Source organism: Mesorhizobium bavaricum, from assembly GCF_056781655.1.
In genome coordinates, this window is the sequence record NZ_JBXAYV010000001.1 from 255,457 (window position 1) to 273,344 (window position 17,888).

Annotated in this window: 14 protein-coding genes, 2 pseudogenes and 1 riboswitch; of the genes and pseudogenes, 6 read left to right on the top strand and 10 right to left on the bottom strand. The window is 61.3% G+C overall.

Annotated features, from left to right (window positions below; translation table 11 throughout):
* Positions 1-74: 74 nt before the first annotated feature.
* The 4 genes and pseudogenes from AC1RZR_RS33980 to AC1RZR_RS33995 all read right to left on the bottom strand — a co-directional run bounded on the left by AC1RZR_RS33980 (position 75) and on the right by AC1RZR_RS33995 (position 4,596).
* Positions 75-917 (bottom strand): ArdC family protein, encoded by an 843-nt coding sequence (locus AC1RZR_RS33980; RefSeq protein WP_481829507.1) that lies wholly within the window; start codon positions 915-917, stop codon positions 75-77.
* A 425-nt stretch (positions 918-1,342) separates the two neighbouring features.
* Positions 1,343-2,311 carry an omptin family outer membrane protease gene (locus tag AC1RZR_RS33985; RefSeq protein ID WP_481829508.1) on the bottom strand — a complete coding sequence of 323 codons (969 nt, stop codon included), beginning with the start codon at positions 2,309-2,311 and terminating at the stop codon, positions 1,343-1,345.
* Positions 2,312-2,655: 344 nt separating this feature from the next.
* Positions 2,656-3,111: a GNAT family N-acetyltransferase gene (locus AC1RZR_RS33990; RefSeq protein ID WP_027033344.1), complete on the bottom strand. Its 456-nt coding sequence runs from the start codon at positions 3,109-3,111 to the stop codon at positions 2,656-2,658.
* A 380-nt stretch (positions 3,112-3,491) separates the two neighbouring features.
* Positions 3,492-4,596, bottom strand: a pseudogene (locus AC1RZR_RS33995) (threonine aldolase family protein).
* Positions 4,597-4,730: 134 nt separating this feature from the next.
* Here AC1RZR_RS33995 and AC1RZR_RS34000 point away from each other — a divergent pair.
* From AC1RZR_RS34000 to metE, 5 genes and pseudogenes are all read left to right on the top strand, one after another.
* Complete coding sequence (locus AC1RZR_RS34000; protein ID WP_481829509.1) at positions 4,731-5,126, top strand: transposase; 396 nt, start codon at positions 4,731-4,733, stop codon at positions 5,124-5,126.
* Positions 5,127-5,311: 185 nt separating this feature from the next.
* Entirely contained in the window at positions 5,312-5,971 is a 660-nt protein-coding gene (locus tag AC1RZR_RS34005; protein ID WP_436175784.1) for an OmpW/AlkL family protein, read from the top strand.
* Between the two features lie 85 nt (positions 5,972-6,056).
* The gene (locus AC1RZR_RS34010) at positions 6,057-7,289 is read left to right on the top strand and encodes a cytochrome P450 family protein (RefSeq protein ID WP_481829510.1); all 1,233 of its coding nucleotides are present in this window, start codon (positions 6,057-6,059) and stop codon (positions 7,287-7,289) included.
* Positions 7,256-7,549: pseudogene (locus AC1RZR_RS34015) on the top strand (cytochrome P450); the annotation flags it as partial. The gene AC1RZR_RS34010 and the pseudogene AC1RZR_RS34015, both read left to right, overlap by 34 nt.
* Before the next feature lie 274 nt (positions 7,550-7,823).
* Positions 7,824-8,023: riboswitch (cobalamin riboswitch) on the top strand.
* Positions 8,024-8,139: 116 nt separating this feature from the next.
* Positions 8,140-10,497, top strand: a complete 2,358-nt coding sequence (metE, locus tag AC1RZR_RS34020; RefSeq protein WP_481829583.1) for a 5-methyltetrahydropteroyltriglutamate--homocysteine S-methyltransferase — start codon at positions 8,140-8,142, stop codon at positions 10,495-10,497.
* A 692-nt stretch (positions 10,498-11,189) separates the two neighbouring features.
* On the opposite strand, the gene AC1RZR_RS34025 is transcribed toward metE, so the two are convergent.
* Together AC1RZR_RS34025 and AC1RZR_RS34030 are read right to left on the bottom strand one after the other, a co-directional pair.
* Entirely contained in the window at positions 11,190-11,438 is a 249-nt protein-coding gene (locus AC1RZR_RS34025) for a DUF982 domain-containing protein (RefSeq protein ID WP_481829511.1), read from the bottom strand.
* Between the two features lie 271 nt (positions 11,439-11,709).
* Positions 11,710-12,012, bottom strand: a complete 303-nt coding sequence (locus tag AC1RZR_RS34030; RefSeq protein ID WP_481829512.1) for a DUF982 domain-containing protein — start codon at positions 12,010-12,012, stop codon at positions 11,710-11,712.
* 236 nt (positions 12,013-12,248) lie between these two features.
* Between AC1RZR_RS34030 and AC1RZR_RS34035 the strand changes: the two genes are divergently transcribed.
* A complete protein-coding gene (locus AC1RZR_RS34035; protein ID WP_481829513.1) occupies positions 12,249-12,713 on the top strand; it encodes a Ros/MucR family transcriptional regulator in 465 nt (154 codons plus the stop codon).
* Positions 12,714-12,969: 256 nt separating this feature from the next.
* Here the strand turns inward: AC1RZR_RS34035 and AC1RZR_RS34040 are convergent, their stop codons facing one another.
* From AC1RZR_RS34040 to AC1RZR_RS34055, 4 genes are all read right to left on the bottom strand, one after another.
* On the bottom strand, positions 12,970-13,140 hold the full coding sequence (locus tag AC1RZR_RS34040; RefSeq protein WP_481829514.1) for a cold-shock protein: 171 nt from the start codon (positions 13,138-13,140) through the stop codon (positions 12,970-12,972).
* Positions 13,141-13,513: 373 nt separating this feature from the next.
* Positions 13,514-14,506, bottom strand: a complete 993-nt coding sequence (locus AC1RZR_RS34045) for an adenosine kinase (RefSeq protein ID WP_481829515.1) — start codon at positions 14,504-14,506, stop codon at positions 13,514-13,516.
* Between the two features lie 100 nt (positions 14,507-14,606).
* Positions 14,607-15,782: a methionine adenosyltransferase gene (metK, locus tag AC1RZR_RS34050; RefSeq protein WP_481829516.1), complete on the bottom strand. Its 1,176-nt coding sequence runs from the start codon at positions 15,780-15,782 to the stop codon at positions 14,607-14,609.
* A 52-nt stretch (positions 15,783-15,834) separates the two neighbouring features.
* Positions 15,835-17,172 (bottom strand): serine hydroxymethyltransferase, encoded by a 1,338-nt coding sequence (locus AC1RZR_RS34055; RefSeq protein WP_481829584.1) that lies wholly within the window; start codon positions 17,170-17,172, stop codon positions 15,835-15,837.
* Positions 17,173-17,888 lie beyond the last annotated feature (716 nt).

Sequence of the window (17,888 nt, forward strand, 5' to 3'; positions counted from 1 at the left end):
AAAAACCACGTGTTCGGCGCGTTCCTTCACATTATGAACTGCTGCTGATTACTGGAGTAATGGCGAGCTCGCCATTACTGAAGCCATGTGCCGATATAGTCGGCATGGCGCACGCTCGGCTCGATGCCGAGGGTCGAGCAGACAAAGGCTGCGGTGATTTCGGCAACCAGTTCCTCGCGCGCATAGGTCCTGGAACCGAAGGCGCCGGAGAGGTCGCGCGCCAGCCGCGCCGGGTGGCCGGTCCAGTGGCCAAGCTCATGGAAGCAGGTGCGGTAATAGTCGATCTGCTGAAAGAATGCCGGCTGCGGCGGCACCTGAATGGTGTCACTGCCCGGCATGTAGAAAGCGCGATCGCCGCCGATGCGGAAATCCGCGCCGCTCGCATGAATAAGTGCCTCGGCCTGCGGGACGATCTCGCGTTCGGGCAGCGGTTCGGCGTTGCGGTAAAGGTGCTCGGGCAGGCCGTCGCACTGCGCGACGTTGAAGACGGTGAAGCGCTTCAAATACGGCACCGCCTGCGGCTCGTCGCCGTCTGTCATGGCGCGCTCCTGCTCGCCCTTTGGGACAAAGCGGTCGGCATGCACGATTGTGGTGCCGCGCTCGCCCTTCCTGACATTGCCGCCAAGGGCAAGCGCCTGCCGGAAGGTCAGCCAGTTCTGGCCGGGATGGCTGCGCTCGATGACGGCGCCCCACAGGATGAGGATGTTGATGCCGGAATAGCGGCGCCCGGTGGCCGCGTTGCTGGGCAGGCCGAGGTCGGCCCTTGCGCTGCCCCATGGCTTGACCCATGGCACGGTGCCGCGCTCCAGTTCGGCAATGATGCGGTCCGTGATTTCCTGATAAAGGCTGGCGCCCGAGCGCCCGCCCCTGCCCGCGCCAGCCTCTCGGCTGCCGGAACGGTTGTGTTTTGCACGCATCGTCTGGTCCTCCGCTCTTCAATCCCGCGCCTTTCCCCGGAAGCGGGGTGGGCGGCGAGACGCGACCGGAAAGGCCCGCCGTCGGAGGCGGACCGCATCCGAAGGACCGGAACGAAGAGGAGGACCCGAAGCGCAAGCGAAGGGTTGCGGGATGCCGCGGCGGGCCTAGAAGGGAGTGCCGCCCACCCCGCTCCGCCGGGAACGGCCAACGAACAAACCGCGCCGGCCGACAGGCCGGCGACCGTCAGCAGCCGACAGGCTGCCCGCGCCAGGGGGCGAAGCCGGATGGCCGAGACCGCCTGAGCCTGGCGAAGAAAAAGCGGGCTCGGTTCACGAGCACCCGGCACGCGCCGTCAGGCGCGCGGGCGCGTCAGATTTCTGCGCCGTGCGGACATCGGTTTGGCGTTCCGGTCGAACTCGTTCAATCAGAACGAGGTCTTGATGCCGACCATCACCGTCGCCGCGGCAAAATCGCCGCCGATCCAGTCGTCTTCGCCGCCAGTCTCTGCGCCGGTCGCAATGTCATAGGTGTCGTAGTCGCCGCGAGCGGTGAACACCTTTTCGTAGGAACCGGAGACGAAGAAGCTGGTCCGCTCGTTGTACTGGTAGCCGATGCTGCCGCCGACCATCAGAACCGGCGCCGATCCGAAATCATCCTCGAAGCGCAGGTCACGCATCCAGTGATGATCGGTAGCGCCGGCCGAGAAGGTCGTGCCGCCCTCCAGCGCAAAGCCGAAGTTCCAGCGATCCTGGACATAGGTCGCATCGATGCCGGCGAAGGCGACCGGCAATTTCTGCTGGTAGCTGATGGCCTTTGCGTCTCCTGGGAAGTCGCCAACCGAATCCCGGAAGCCGGCAACGCTGTAGACATAGGAGCCGCCATAGGCAGTCCACTTGACCGACGTGTACTTGAAACCACCGTTGACGTTGATCAGCAGCTGGTCGCTGAACTGGAAATCGTGGCCGAGCGCGACGGTTGCCGAATAGAAGTAATCAAGATCGGTGTCGGAATGGCGCGAACGGTTGCTCCAGTCGTTCCAGCCATCATTGGTCGAGAATGACGGGGTCCAGTCATAGTCTTCCATGTAGCTGTCGCCGCTGAAGGCGATCTGGCCGGAAAGCTTGGCGGTCCAGCCGGCCTCGCTGCGCGCCGTCATCTCGGCTGAAATGACCGCAGAGGTGCTTTCCCAGATAAGGTGGCTCAGCTTCGAGCCGCTGCCGGGAGCCTGATAGACTAGCTCGTTGGCCTCGATGTCGATGACGCCGACGCCGCCAACGAAAGAGAAATTGGGATTGTAGGGCGCCGGTTCGCTCGCCACCGCGTCTCTGGCCATCGCCGGCCAGGCAGCGAGCAACGCTGCCGCTCCACCAAAGACTTTCGCGTACAATTTCATAGGACTACCCTCATAGGAATCATCCGCCATTCGGCTATACGCAGCGTGCCGGGTGCACGTCACGTGCGGTCGTCTATGCAGCGCCCCTGTAGGTTGGCAAAATTGCCGCCCTCGGCTCTGTTCCTCAACACTCAAGGAAACGTCGTTAGCGTGACCCGATTGACGGCGGTTTTTGCCGATGCGTTCCGGGCGGCCGGCGTGACGGGAACCCCTGCATTATCCGAGGCACACATTTGCGATGACGATGCTGATACGATTGCAGCGGCAGACGGCGACCACGCCGGACCTCAATCCGCTGAGATCGTGCAGGTTGCTTTGAGCCAGCCCATAGCAAACTCTCTAGTCTAGATAATCCGATAGAGCCGAGGGCCGAGTTCCTCGAAGCCGTTGCGCAGATAGAAATCGAGCGTGCGCTTCCATTTTGGTTGCCTGGGCGCTGCAAGCTCAAGTCGCTTCCAACCACGCGCACGGCCTTCCCGCGACGCGACCTCAAGCAGATGAGGGGCAATCCCTTTGGAGCGCTTTTCGGGTCGAACATACAGCTCCGAAATATAGCCGAACTTACCTCCTGCATAGATCGCCGTGCATTCATTCAGCACCATGATGCCGACCGGCTCGTCATCTGCACTTGCGATCACTGCGACCACGCCAGCGTCGGCAAGCATTATCTGCGCGCTTTGTCTCACGTCGTCGGGCGCGGGCGCTTTCCCGCCAGTGAGTTCATCAAGTAGCGCGTGAATAAAACGGACGACCGTCCCTGCGTCCGTTGCGTTGGCGCGGCGCGTAGATATGGAAGGCATATCTTCTCCTGCTAATGGTCAAAATCCCGATTCATGCTGCTATCCGCGCAGATCCGACTCACTCTTTTAAGTAACTCGGACGAGTGAACAGCATTTTTCATCAAAAATATGATAAAAGAATGCAAAATATATATTACAGGCATGCAGTATTCCGGATGACTTGAGGTCAACTGCGCAGATAGAGGACCTTCTTACAGAAAATCAACCCGGTCACATCGCAACTGCACGGTGAAGCCCCTTGCCGAGGTAAGATGAATTTGCAGGTCTGAGCCTGAGACAAAAGATACAGCCTGAGATGCCCGTGCGGCCAGAACGCTCGGACAATGCAGTCGAGCAAAGAGGACATCCGTGACGGGCGGCGAGAGCGCTCGTGCCACAACTCATTCGGCGCCAGCCGGAACACGAGCCGAGCCGACCGGTGCGCAGAGGCTGGTTGCCGCGCCGATCATGTCGGACACGTCGGCCTCGGTCGTCGCGAAAGAGGTGACGAACCTCACCATTCCGGGCTCCCAGCGATCATGGTAGAAGCGGAATCCCATGTCGAGCAGCCCCCGGATCAGGGACATGGGAAGTCTGCAGAACAGGATGTTGGCCTCGGGACGCTGCTGGATTTTCACGCGAGGCACCAGGGCCAACCCCCGCGCGAGCGCCGATGCCATCGAATTGGCATGGGTCGCGTTGCGAAGCCAGACACCGTCCCTCAGATAGCCGTCCATTTGCGCCGCCATGAAGCGCATCTTGGAACTCAACTGGCCGGCCCGCTTGCGGCGAAAGGCGATCGTGCTCGCGAGATCTCCGCGGAACGAGACGACCGCATCGACCCCAAACGTTCCATTCTTCGTGGCGCCAAATGACACAAGGTCGACGCCGGCCTTCCACGTCATCTCGGCTGGCGAGCAGCGCAGAGTGACGAGGGCGTTGGCGAAGCGAGCACCGTCCATGTGGAGCGGCAGGTTCGCTGACCGGCAGATATGTCCGATCGCCCTGATTTCGTCGAGCGCGTAGACCGATCCCATCTCGGTCGCCTGCGCTGGAGGGCTGGACCGAGTGGATATCGCCTACCATGCGCGTTGCATTGGCCGCCAAGGCGTCGATGTCGATTTTGCCAGCCTCGCCTGGAAGCTGCACCAACTTCGCACCGGCGGTGTAGAACTCCGGCGCGCCGCACTCGTCGCGGTTGATGTGCGCGTCGGCGTGCGAGAGGATGCTGCCCCATGGCGGCGTAATCGCCGCGAGCGCCAGCGCGTTCGCCGCCGACCCCGTCGAAACGAGGAACACGTCGACCGCATGCTCGAACACCTCGGCGAGCTGGCGCTCGATGGTATGCGTCAGCTCATCGTTGCCGTAGGGAAGCGCCTGACCCGACGCGCATGCGGTGATGGCTGCGATCACCTCGGGGGAGACGCCGGCGATGTTGTCGCTGGTGAAGCCGCAGGGGCGGGTCTGCTTGCTGTCGCTCATGGTCTTGACGCTCGTTTCATCCATTGAGCGTCCAAGCTAGACGGTTCGCCGCGCGCTTATTGAACGATATTCAAACGGAGAGGTAACGTGCCGGCGTCACCCCCAACACCGCCTTGAAGTGTCGGGTCAGGTGGCTCCTCCGATCTGACGGCTGAGGAATGGTCGCGGATACAACCGTTCCTGCCGGGCGCGGCCAAGACCGGGTGGCGCGTGGTGTGGATCTTCGCGAGGTCTTGAACGCGATCCCCTACATGGCCCGATCGGATGGCGGCTGGCGCATGCTGTCAACGGATTTCCCGCCCATATCGGTCGCGGTCGAGACGCCTTACGGATACGCCCACGGACTGCGCCAGCTGGCTGGAACGTCCACCGGCCTGACCACCGAGCAGCAGGCGACGATCAAGGCGCTGAACGCAGGATACGCCAAACTCGAAGCCGAGTACGAGCATGCCAACGAACTGGCGGCCGATGTTGACGAACTGCTACCCTGCGGCGGCTACGGCCGCACTCATTGTCGGATCTTCGACGAAGTCGGACATGAGACACAGCGCTAGCAGAATGATCGCGTTGTTTTGCAATGATTTTCTCATTTGGCACGACATATGCGGGGGCTCTCCCGCATGAGCGCTCCGTCAATCTCGATTGATGCGAGCAGGATTCAATCAAGGCGCAGTGCGTCGCTTTTGAAGATCAAGGAGAGAAAAGTATGGCGAGAGCGCGAATTGGCGTGGCGCGGGCAATGACAGCGGCTGTCGTCCTCATCGTTGCGGGACAGGCCAGCGCGGCAGATGTTCATCAAGCCGCGAGCGTCCCGCAGGCAGAAGCCCGGGTCGCGGAAGCGCCAAGCCCCTGGCAGATCCGCCTGAGGGCGTTGGGGGTGATTACCGAGGATTCGGGCTACGTCAATGCGGTACCCGGCTCTGGTCTTTCCTATTCGAACACCGTGACGCCGGAACTCGATATTTCGTACTTCTTCACGGACAACATCGCCGCCGAACTCATACTCGGCACCACCTATGCCAACATCGATGGCCAAGGTGCGATCGGCGGGCTTGGCAAGGTCGGCAAGGTTTGGCTGCTGCCGCCAACGGTGACATTGCAGTATCATTTTACCGATTTCGACGCCTTCAAACCCTATCTCGGCGCCGGCGTGAACTATACGATCTTCTATCATCAGCAAGCCGGCAGCGCCGATGATCTCAAGGTCAAGAACACATTCGGCGCCGCGCTGCAGGTCGGATTCGACTACATGGTGGACGAGCACTGGGGCGTCAACTTCGACGTGAAGAAGCTTTTCCTCAAGCCCGACTTCGACGTCACTGTCGCCGGCGCCAAGCTCACGGGCAAGGCCAAGCTCGATCCCTGGTTGATAGGCGCAGGTCTCACCTACCGCTTCTGAGGACGAAGCGCACTTTTCGAAGTCCGCGCGCGGATCTTCCGTGCCGAGAAGTGGACCCGCGATGGTTCTTAAAGGAGTTGTTGGCATGCGCGTAGAAAACGATCATTGCGACGTGATCGGTGTGCCGGCCGCTCCCACGCAACTTGATCGTCTTTCTTCTGCGATTCTGCGGCAGGGGGGGATGGCGCGAGTGTCGCTGCCAGGCGATGTGGTGACCTGGGCGGCAGCCCGTCACCAGACGCTCAGGCAGATGCTTTCCGACCAGCGTTTCAACAAGGACTGGCGACAGTGGCGGGCGCTGCAGGACGGCGAGATTCCCGAGGATCATCCGCTGATCGGGATATGCAAAGTGGACAACATGACCACGGCGCACGGCGCCGATCACCGGCGCTTGCGCGGCCTGCTGTCCAGCAGCTTCGCGCCCAGTCGTATCGCCTTGCTGGCGCCACGGGTCGAACAATGCGTCGATCGACTCCTGGCCGAGATGGCGCAGCGCGGCGGCAGTGCCGATCTGATGAGCGAGTTCGCCGCTCCGCTGCCCACCAACGTGATCGCCGAACTGTTCGGTTTGCCGGACGAACAGCGCGAAGAGATCGTCGCGCTCACCTACAGCCTGGCCAACACCTCCGCCACAGCCGAAGAGGTGCGACAGACGCGGCAGCGCATCCCGGAGTTCTTCCGTCGCCTGATCGCGCTCAAGCGGGGCCAGCTCGGCGATGATCTGGCTTCGGCCCTGATCGTCGCGCGTGACAAAGGCGAGCTCGTTTCCGACACCGAGCTCATCGACATGCTGTTCATGGTGCTCTCTGCGGGCTTCGTGACCACCGCCGGCGTCATCGGCAATGGCGTGCTGGCATTGCTGACGCATCCGCAGCAACTGCACTTGGTGCGCAGCGGCCAAGTTCCGTGGTCACAGGCGATCGAGGAGATCCTGCGCTGGGGCAGCTCAGCGGCCAATCTGCCGTTCCGCTATGCCACCCAGGACGTGGAGATCGACGGATGCATGGTCCGCCGCGGCGATGCCGTCCTGATGGCGTTCCATGCGGCGAACCGGGACGAAAAGGCCTTCGGTCCCGGCGCCGACAGGTTCGATGTCACCCGGCGGCACAACCCGCACCTGTCATTCGGCGAGGGGCCGCATTCCTGCCTGGGCGCTGCGCTGGCGCGCCTGGAATTGCGCTGCGCCTTCCCCGCGCTGTTCGGGCGGCTGGAGGATCTGGCGCTGACCATCGCTGCGGAGGACGTCGTCTACATGCCGTCTTACGTCATTCGCTGCCCGCAGCGCCTGCCGGTCAGCTTCCGCCCTTCCGTCGCTTAGAGAGTGCGGCATTCACCGCGGATTCGGTGATTCTCGGTTCGCCGGGATGGCTGGTCTCGCACGAGGGGGGCGAGCATGCCCGGTTACGCACGATCGTGACGCCGGCCTTCAGCAACCGCAGGGTGAAGCTGCTCGCGCAGCAGGTCGAGGCGATCGCCACGCAGTTGTTCGAGACGCTGACGGCCCAGCCCCAACCCGCCGACCTGCAGCGCCACCTCTCCTTTCCGCTACCGGACGTGGTCATCAGCGCGCTGATGGGCGAATGCGCAAGCACGCTGAGCAAAGCCGAGCGGGGAACAACTACCGGGATTCCCGGGGGACCGTGACGACCTGGCCCGACTTTACGCCCTTGAGCCCGGCGACCTCGATCTGATCCGGCGTCGCCGATGGGGACAAGGACCTCTCCGAGCCTGCACTGATGAGAGGCGGCATCATACGCGGCTTTGGGCGAAAGAGACCGATCAGCGCAAGGGCATTATTCGCATCATCACATAAACATCCCGTTATATGTATTGACAAGGAGCGAAGCGGCTGTGATTGTGCGTATGTCATGGTTCTCCGCGCGGCACTGCCGTAGCGGAGCTAAGAGGGAAGCCGGTGCGATGCCGGCGCTGCCCCCGCAACTGTTAGCGGCGAGCCAAGCCCATTGGTGTCACTGAGGCGAACGGCCTCGGGAAGACGGGCAGAGGCTTTGACCCGCGAGCCAGGAGACCTGCCACGACGAACAACGTCCACGGGCGGGGTGTCTCGGTGGTCGCAGTAGCCCGGCTTCGTGCCGCCTGCTCGCGCGTTCCTTGTCCCCACGCCCCAACCATCGGGGTATGGCATGACTGTCTCTCAACAAATTCCTGTGGCAACGCTCGGCGTGCCGCGTATCGGTCGACGGCGGGAACTGAAATTCGCGCTTGAAAGCTACTGGTCCGGAAAATCTCCCGCTGCCGACCTGCTCGCGACGGCGAAGGCGCTACGCGAGGCTAGCTGGAGGGAGCAGCACGATCACGGCGTGTCGAAAATCCCGTCCAACGATTTCTCGCTTTATGACCATGTGCTCGACACCGTCACCATGGTCGGCGCCGTGCCGGCACGATACGTCTGGACTGACGGCGAGGTCCCACTCGATACCTATTTCGCCATGGCGCGCGGCAACCAAGGTCAGAACGCTGATTGTGGACATGCCGGTGACGAGCATGCGGCCAACGGGCATGGCCTTGCCGCGATGGAAATGACCAAATGGTTCGACACCAACTATCACTACATTGTGCCGGAACTCACGGACGATCAGAGCTTTGCCCTCTCGTCGGCGAAACCGGTCGATCATTTCCTCGAGGCCAAGGCGCTCGGCATCCACACGCGCCCGGTCCTGCTTGGACCGGTCACCTTTCTCAAGTTGGCGAAGTCATCTGAGAAAGGTTTCAACCCTGTCGCGCTCCTGCCACGGCTGCTGCCCGTCTACGAGGAGCTCCTGCGGAGGCTGAGGCTCGCGGGAGCCGATTGGGTGCAGATCGATGAGCCGGCCCTCGTGCTCGACCTGATTCCCAACGAACGGGATGCGCTCCAATTCGCCTACTGCCGGCTGTCAAAAGCAGCACCGGAGTTGAAGATCATGGTCGCTACCTATTTCGGATCGCTGGGAGACAATCTCGAGACCGCAATTTCTCTGCCCGTGGCGGGACTGCACGTCGATCTCGTGCGCGCTCCAGAGCAGTTGGAGCCCGTCGGCCGGCTCGCGCAGAAGGACCTTGTGCTCTCGCTCGGGCTGATCGACGGGCGCAACGTCTGGCGCGCGAACCTGCCTGCCATACTTGACCGCATCAAGCCGATCGTCGCCGGCTGGCCGCTGGACCGCGTGGAGATCGCCCCGTCCTGCTCGATGCTGCATGTGCCGATCGACCTGGACATGGAGACGGCACTCGATGCGGATGTGAAGTCGTGGCTCGCCTTCGCGGCGCAAAAGACCGGCGAACTGGTCGTGCTCGCCCGTGCCCTGGCCGAAGGCCGGGACGCGGTCGCCGCCGAACTGGAGGCATCGGCTGAGGCTGCCGCCGTTCGCGCGACATCCGCGAAGGTGCATGATCCGCTCGTCGAAGGCCGGGTCGCCAGCATCAAGGTCGGCATGACGCGCCGGAAGAGCGCATTCGCCATGCGCTCCAAGCTTCAGGCCGACACGTTTGGCTTGCCTTCCTTTCCCACCACGACGATCGGCTCCTTCCCGCAAACAGTCGAGGTTCGCAAGGCGCGGGCAGCCCATGCCAAAGGCGAGCTGAGTTACGTCGACTATGAGGCGTTCCTGAAGAAAGAGATAGAAGCCGCCGTTCGCTGGCAAGAAGAGATCGGACTCGACGTGCTGGTCCACGGCGAATTCGAGCGCAACGACATGGTGCAGTATTTCGCCGAGCAGCTCTGCGGCTTCGTCTTCACGCAACACGGGTGGGTGCAGAGCTATGGCTCGCGCTTTGTGCGCCCCCCGATCATCATTGGAGATGTGTCGCGACAACAGCCGATGACAGTACACTGGTGGCGATATGCCCAGTCGCTGACGCTAAAGCCGGTGAAGGGCATGCTTACCGGCCCGGTGACGATCCTCAACTGGTCCTTCGTCCGGGACGACCTTCCGCGCTCAGCCGTCTGCCGCCAGGTCGCGCTCGCCATTCGCGATGAAGTGAGCGACCTCGAAAAGGCCGGCGCCAGGATGATCCAGATCGACGAAGCCGCACTGCGCGAGGGCTTGCCGCTGCGCGAGGCCGACTGGCAGGCCTATCTCGACTGGGCCGTCGAATGCTTCCGGCTGGCTTCATCGGCGGTCGGCGATGCGACCCAGATCCACACCCATATGTGCTACTCCGAGTTCGGCGATATCGTGGACGCGATTGCCGCAATGGATGCCGATGTGATCTCCATTGAAACCTCGCGCTCGCAGATGGAACTGCTCGATACGCTCCGAAGCTTCAAGTATCCGAACGGGATCGGTCCTGGTGTCTATGACATTCACTCGCCGCGGGTCCCGGAAGTGGGGGAGATTTCCAACCTCATCATGCTTGCGCGCGAGCGATTGTTGGATGGCCAACTGTGGGTGAATCCCGACTGCGGTCTCAAGACGCGCAGATGGGAGGAGGTCCGCCCTGCCCTGATGAACATGGTGGCTGCAGCACGCGCAATTCGGGAAAAAAGCGCAGACCGCGTAGGGCTCGGTGACACTCGCCGGCGGTGAGCGGCAACGCCACACACCGGGCAATCTGGGAGAGTCTATCCGGCGCCCAAAGAAATCGAGCTGCCGGTGACGAAGCGCCTCAGCAGCCTGGGCCTGGCCGAGGCCCTTGTTACGGCGCGTCGAAGTCAGCTGTTCGAGAGGCTGCCGTTGGCGGGCCATCAAAGGAGGCGGGCCTCGAATGGGGCCGACCAGGAACGAGAACGCTCTCCGCTAGCCGGTTTCGGATTATTCCGTATTGGGATCATCCAGTGTCACTATCGTCTCCCCGACCTTGATCGCCGAAACCCCGCTCCCAACCATCGGGGGGAGGCATTGGCGATCACGCGGCGCCGGTCCGCGGAGCGTGTTCCGGGAAACCGGATGCAGGGCCAAAGCCGGGGAACGTTCAGACGGCACTTCTGGAGGCTGTTGAGCGGCATAGACGCTCTGCCATCTGCAGCTGGCCAACTCCCGCTCAATGGCTCCGTCTGCCTCTGTCTCCAATCACGATCGCCGCGAAGGCGAAGCCGAGCGGCCGCAGCTGGCTGGCGGACCCCTTGTGTCTTGATGGTGAAAGATCCGGCCCCGGATCCAGGAAAGCCATCGCGGAAAGTGCGGTGTTGGCTTGCTCCTGGCGGAGCCGGCAGGGGTGTTCGGACCGCGCCCAATCGCGATGCGCAGATGGCCGAGATTCACGAGCGGCGTCCTAAATCTCAATCGCTGCGCAGAATGCGTGCTTCGAGCGCGGCTGTGACGAAAGCTCGTCGGGCGGCTGGTGGATGGGTCTTACCGCGTAACACCTGCAGACAGGTGTCCATCGCGATCCTGCGTTTGTCGGTCTCATGATGCAGATCCCGCAGCAAGATAGCGGCCGCGTCGTTGACGTCGAACACGACACGCTCCGAGCTGCGGCGGCTAACCTGAACTACGACTGGCCTCTCAAATCTGATCAACCCGGTCATCCCCCTCCTCCAACAGCCACCATGCGGCAAACAGCCCGGGTCGCATTTCTTTACTCAGCCGAACGCGACCGCTGCAGCGCGCCACTGAGCCTGGCCATTGGCGGGCAAGCGATCGCCATGAGGCGCGTCTGGCCATGGTCAGCTTGCCTGCGATCTGCGGTTTTGCAGTCGGTGGTGAGGAACTGCTTCTCATTCGCGTGGTCTAGCTGTGAAACCTGGACATAGTGCACTGTTTGACGCGTCTCGCCAGTCTCAAACATGTCGTCGAAGTCTACGCCTGCACTTTTCCACTGCCCGATCTGCAGGCGGCGATCCACTGCATGGCGGAGGTTGAATCTTCCAAGATGGCGACCCGCTTCGCAAAGCCGAAAAAGGCGTTGCGCGCCGTGCTTACCGGCTTGCGCCCATCGTATGCATCGTAGCATGCCCTCAGGGCGGCTTCGTGGATCAGGTCTCTGCGATCTTCCGGCCATTCGTTGAGAAAATCGATTGCATCCGCAAGGCCGGCAATCTCTTGGATGATGTGCGTTGCGCGCCTCACGAAAAGCGGGCTGCTGAAAGCCTCAGCGTTCATTAGTTCCTCCAACCTTCCAAATAGCCAATTTGTGTGAAGATGGCGCCGCATCGACGCGAGGCGACCCTGACACAATGTGTTGTCAGGGAGATGACGGTTCAAGCGGGACATCCGCGACCGGGTGCGTAGCGATCCGCCACATCCTGCAATGGCTTTGGTTGCCATCAAACGCCGTCGTCACTATTAAGCTACGAAGTGATTCTCACCGCCTAGTCTAAGCCCGCAGGAGCGTTTTTATGACCGAAGAAACCGAGAGCAAAGCTGACAGCCTCATCGAACTCACCGCCCATGTCGTCTCAGCCTATGTTTCGAACAATCCGGTTCCCGTCGGTGAACTGCCTGGGCTTATCGGCCAGATCCACATCGCATTGAACGGCGCTGCTGGCGGTGCCGCACCAGAAAAATCGGAAGCTCTCAAGCCTGCCGTACCGATCAGAAAATCGGTTACACCCGATTACATTTTCAGCCTTGAGGACGGTAAGAAGTTCAAGTCGCTCAAGCGTCACCTGGCTACCCACTATGGCCTTACGCCCGACGAATATCGCGCGAAATGGGAGCTGCCGGCGGACTATCCCATGGTGGCGCCGAATTACGCTGCGGCGCGCTCGGCATTGGCCAAGACCATGGGTCTGGGCCGCAAGCCGAAGGAACCGGAAACGCCGGCACCTGCCAAGCGTGCCCGCAAGAAAGCGGCAGCCTGACCGCACTTTTTCAGGATGGGCTAAGCGGATCAGGCATCATTTCGCACTCGCGAGATAAATTTTGTGCGTTGCAATATCCGCGGCGATCGGTATGATCATGTTGTCGGCCATCTACTCCTCCCAGATGTAGTGCCGACGCTGAATAGGGCGCACCTCCTCCCGCGTCTTATTCTAAATCGAGCCCGCTGCCACCTCCTCCCGGTAGCGGGCTTTTTCTTGTCTGAGGCGCAATCTTGGTAGGGCCGACGCATTGGCTCTAAGGGAGGCGAATGCTCCGAACTTCCGGGCCTTTCTTGCCCTGTCCGCATTGGACAAACACCTTCTGACCCTCCATCAGCATGCTCAGTCCTGAGCGGGTCAGCGCGGTGGCATGAACAAAGATGTCCTTCTCACCGTTTTCAGGAGCAATGAAGCCGAAGCCTCCCATGATCGTCCGACTGGCTTGAACAACGCACTGCGCTCCTGGCAGATAGTCTCAATCGGGCGATGCGTTGATGTCAACTGACCAGTTGGCCGCTTCACCCGCTCTGTCGTATCACGATCCCGCCCGACCTGTTGGCACGCGAGGTCGACCATGGCGGGTGAGCAAGATATGCCACAGGTCGAGCTGCTGATCCGAACGCTTTCCTATATCGCACGGCAGAAGGTTCGCACTGGAGGCGACACCGCAATCAACCGTTTCGATCGTGGCATCTAGCGGCTGCGTCTTATGCGGATGCGCAGCCGACATTTCGATTTACGTGCACTTCCCCGCATAGCCTGCAGGAGGGATACGGGCAGATCGTCTTTGAATCGCCCGGCTAGATCAACCCCGCCTGCTCGGCTTCGCGGCGCAAATTCTGCCTTGGCCTTGGGCCGATCTGTTGGATCACCAATCCGGCCGCCAATGAGCCAAGGTCGCCGCAGGTCTTGAGGTCGCGGCCTTGCGTGTAGCCATGCAGGAAACCGGCGGCATAGAGATCGCCGGCGCCCGTTGTGTCGACCAGTTCCCTGATGGCGGGCGCATGGATGACCACGGTCTCGTCGCCGCGCACGATGACCGAGCCTTTTTCCGAGCGGGTCACGGCGGCGATCCGGCAATCCTTGCGGATCTGCGCCAGCGCCTCGTCGAACGACGAGGTCTGGTAGAGCGACTTGATCTCGTGGCTGTTGGCAAAGACGATGTCGACGGTGCCCGAGCGCATCAGGTCAAGGAACTCGTCGCGGTAGCGGTCGACGCAGAACGAATCCGACAGCGTCATCGAAACCTCGCGGCCCGCCGCGTGCGCCAGCTTCGCCGTCTGCCGGATCGCTTCCTTGGCGCGTGGCGGATCCCACAGATAGCCTTCGAAATAGGTGACCTTCGCCCCAGAAGCCTTGTCGGCCTCGACATCTTCCGGCCCGAGCTCGACGCAGGCGCCGAGATAGGTGTTCATCGAGCGCTCGCCGTCGGGGGTGACGAAGATCATCGAGCGCGCCGTCGGCGGCTCGCCCTTGAGCGGCCTGGTGTCGAAGGCGACGCCCTGCGCATGGATGTCATGGGCGTAGATCTCGCCCAGCGCATCGTTGGAGACCTTGCCGAAGAAGGCGGCACGGCCGCCGAAGCTCGCGACGCCGGCCGCCGTGTTGCCGGCGCTGCCGCCGGACGCCTCGATCGCCGGGCCCATGCGGCTGTAGAGCAGCTCAGCGCGCTGGGTATCGATCAGGTTCATCGCCCCCTTGATGATGCCGTTTGTCTCCAGGAATTCCTCGTCGCACTGGGCGATGATGTCGACAATCGCGTTGCCGATGCAAAGCACGTCATAGTTCGGCATCAATGATGTCTCCGCCAACTACCCCACCGGCTTTCTGCTATGCCGGCCGGGCGCGGGTCTAGTTGAAAAGGGGTGCCGCATGCGCTTGATCCAGCGGCGCTCACGCAGCTGCCGGTCCTGCTTCACGCAGCAAGTCGTCGGCTCTGTCCGTCTTCTCCCAGGTGAACTCAGGCTCTTCACGGCCGAAGTGTCCGTATGTCGCGGTCTTGCGGTATATCGGGCGTAAGAGATCAAGCATCTTGATGATGCCTTTCGGTCGGAGATCGAACAGCTCAAGAACAAGGCACTCGATCCTTTTTTCGTCAATCCTTGCGGTTCCGAAGGTGTTGACCATGACAGAAACCGGACTGGCCACGCCGATCGCGTAGGCAAGTTGAACCTCGCAGACCTCCGCAAGTCCGCTGGCAACGATATTCTTCGCGACATACCGGGCGGCATAGGCCGCCGAGCGGTCAACCTTGGATGGGTCCTTGCCCGAAAAGGCACCGCCGCCGTGACGCCCCGTTCCACCGTAGGAATCGACGATGATCTTGCGTCCAGTGAGGCCGCAGTCGCCGGCAGGCCCCCCGACCACGAACCGCCCTGTTGGGTTGACCAGAAATCTGATCCCCGTCGTATCCAAGTTGGGCGGCAAGAGCGGCTTTATGATCTCCTCAATGACGCCTTCGCGGACTGTATCTTGGGAGACCGCCTCATCATGCTGCGTCGACAGGACTATGGTGTCCAGCGCCACCGGGCGGAGACCCTCGTAGCGTACGGACACTTGAGATTTCACGTCCGGACGCAGCCAGCCGAGCTGTCCCGTTTTCCGGACCTCTGCCTGTCTTTTCGTCAAATGGTGAGCGAGTTGGATCGGCAAGGGCATCAATGTATCGGTCTCGTTGCATGCGAATCCAAACATGAGGCCCTGATCCCCCGCCCCCTGCTCGAGATCCTGCCCTCGTCCTTCGTCAACGCCCTGGCTTATGTCGGGCGACTGCTCGGTGAGAGCCAGAACGACGGCGCAACGTCGACCATCAAAGCCGATGGCATCGTCGTCGTACCCAATATCGAGGATCGTATCGCGGGCGACTTGGCTGTAATCGATCTCCGCGTGGCTAGTGATCTCTCCAGCCAGAACGACCATCCCTGTCTTCACTAACGTTTCACAGGCGACGCGCGCCTTCGGGTCGGTGCGGAGGATGGAATCGAGGATGGCATCGGATATGTTGTCTGCCATCTTATCGGGGTGTCCCGCGCCGACGGATTCGGAAGAGAACACGAACTGCCTGGTCATGGAATGTCCTCGCTTCAAGTGTTGGAAGGTGGAGTTTCTGGATTGGGGTGGCTTATCGGTCGGTTATGCCGGGGACGTCGAACGCGGTGCAGAAGTCGGCAACGTCTCTTCGTACGCTCGCATGAACTTCCTGGGCGTCCGGCTGGCGGCAGACCGAGTCAATGAAAGCGGCGATCTGCACCATTTCCCCCTCACGCATGCCCATAGAGGTCACCGCTGGTGTCCCTAAGCGGATTCCGCTTGTGACCGTCGGGTCGCGCGGGTCGCCCGGCACCATATTAAAGTTCGTAATGATGCCTGCCCTTGCCAGGCGCTCGGCATAGGCTTTGCCTGATAGTGGCCGGTCCCGCAGATCAAGGATCAGCATGTGATTGTCAGTCCCGCCGGTGACCAGGTCATAACCACGGTCCACAAGCGCCTCGGCCAGAGCCTTGGCATTCCTGACGATCTGCTGACCGTAGGTACGGAAAGAGGGGGTCGCGGCTTCCTGCAAAGCAACAGCTAGCGCGGCGATGATATTCATGTGCGGCCCACCTTGCAGTTGAGGAAACACCGCGCGATCAATGCGTTTGGCGAGATTGTGTTTGCTCGTGGGATGATAGAGCGCTTGATAGCGATCTTCATTCTTCGACAAAATAAAGCCTCCACGGGGGCCGCGGATCGACTTGTGAGATGTGCTGGTGACGACGTCGCAATGAGCCACGGGATTCGGATGCGCTCCGGCGACAATCAGGCCGCTGATGTGGGCGAGGTCGGCCACGAGATAGGAGTTCGCCTCCAGAGCGATTTCTGCCATTGCCGCGTAGTCAAAGACACGCGGATAGGCAGTTCCGCCGACCCAGATGAGTTTCGGCCGTTCCCGCCTGGCTGTCTCGCGCAAGCGGTCATAGTCAATTTGCTGCGTCTTTTCGTGCAGCCCATAGGGGACGCGTTGATAATCAGTGCCGGAAAAGTTGACGGACCAACCATGAGTCAGATGGCCGCCTTCGGGTAAAGGCAAACCCATGACTTTGTCACGGGGGCTCAAAAGCGCACGATAGACAGCCTGGTTGGCCGGCGAGCCGGAATAAGGCTGAACGTTGGCGTGCTCACTGCCAAATAGCGCTTTCAGGCGCTCGATCGCGAGGGTCTCAAGCTCGTCGACGATCTCGTTTCCCGCGTAGTAGCGCGCACCCGGGTACCCCTCGGCGTACTTGTTCGTGAAGATCGAGCCGGTCGCTTCCAGCACGGCCGAGGAGGCAAAATTCTCAGAAGCGATCAGTTTGAGCGTCGTCCGCTCTTGCTGCTCCTGTCTTAGAAGCAGTTCGTGAACGCGGGAGTCGACGGCGGCTAAGTGAGACCGTCCGGAAGTGTCGGGCTGCGCGATGGCGCTGGCGGCGGAGTTGTCCATGGTAGTCGCGCTCCATTTGGCTTGATCTATTTCACGATCAGCAGCAGTCCCCTTCGACCACGCGTCTTGTGCCGCCTCGAGCCGCTCCAGGTCCCGCTTATGATACCCATCGTCGTGGGGCAGGAGATCGACTAGGAATTGAACCAACCCTCCGTCCTTGTCCCCTGCATTGAGATGATATGAGGACCAAGGACGTTGTCCGTTGCCGCAAAGAAAGTCAGCTCTGGCCAGCATCCGGACGTGTCTCGCAACGCGCTGCCGACGAAGATCGAGAACCTCCGCCAGTTCGCGGACGGTCAGCTCGGCATGCGCGCAAAGGCCCAGGATACGAAGACGATCAAGATGCGCTGCCGTCTTCAGGCGCCTGACCAGTGTCATCATTTTTCAGGAGCCCGTAGAAAGGCTGGATATTCGTCCTGCTGACTTTGTCATTTGGCGTTCTCCGCAAAGGGTGTACTTGTTTTAAGCTGCGAGTAGCGCCACCTGCGGCCTTCAGAGCCGAATGAGCGCTCCTCTTGCCCTTGGTTGTTATTACCGATGTTGGGTTCCGTGCGGCGGTCCGGGGCGTACATCGGTATAAGCTCCTTCAGCCGTGCCTGACCTCAGACCTTGCGGAAAACGTACCATCGTCAGGGGTTTGCGCTCGCAAAGTTTTCGTAAAATTTGTTTGCAGGTTTTGTTGCAACGCCCGAAATTTTCTCAAGATTGTTAGAGGT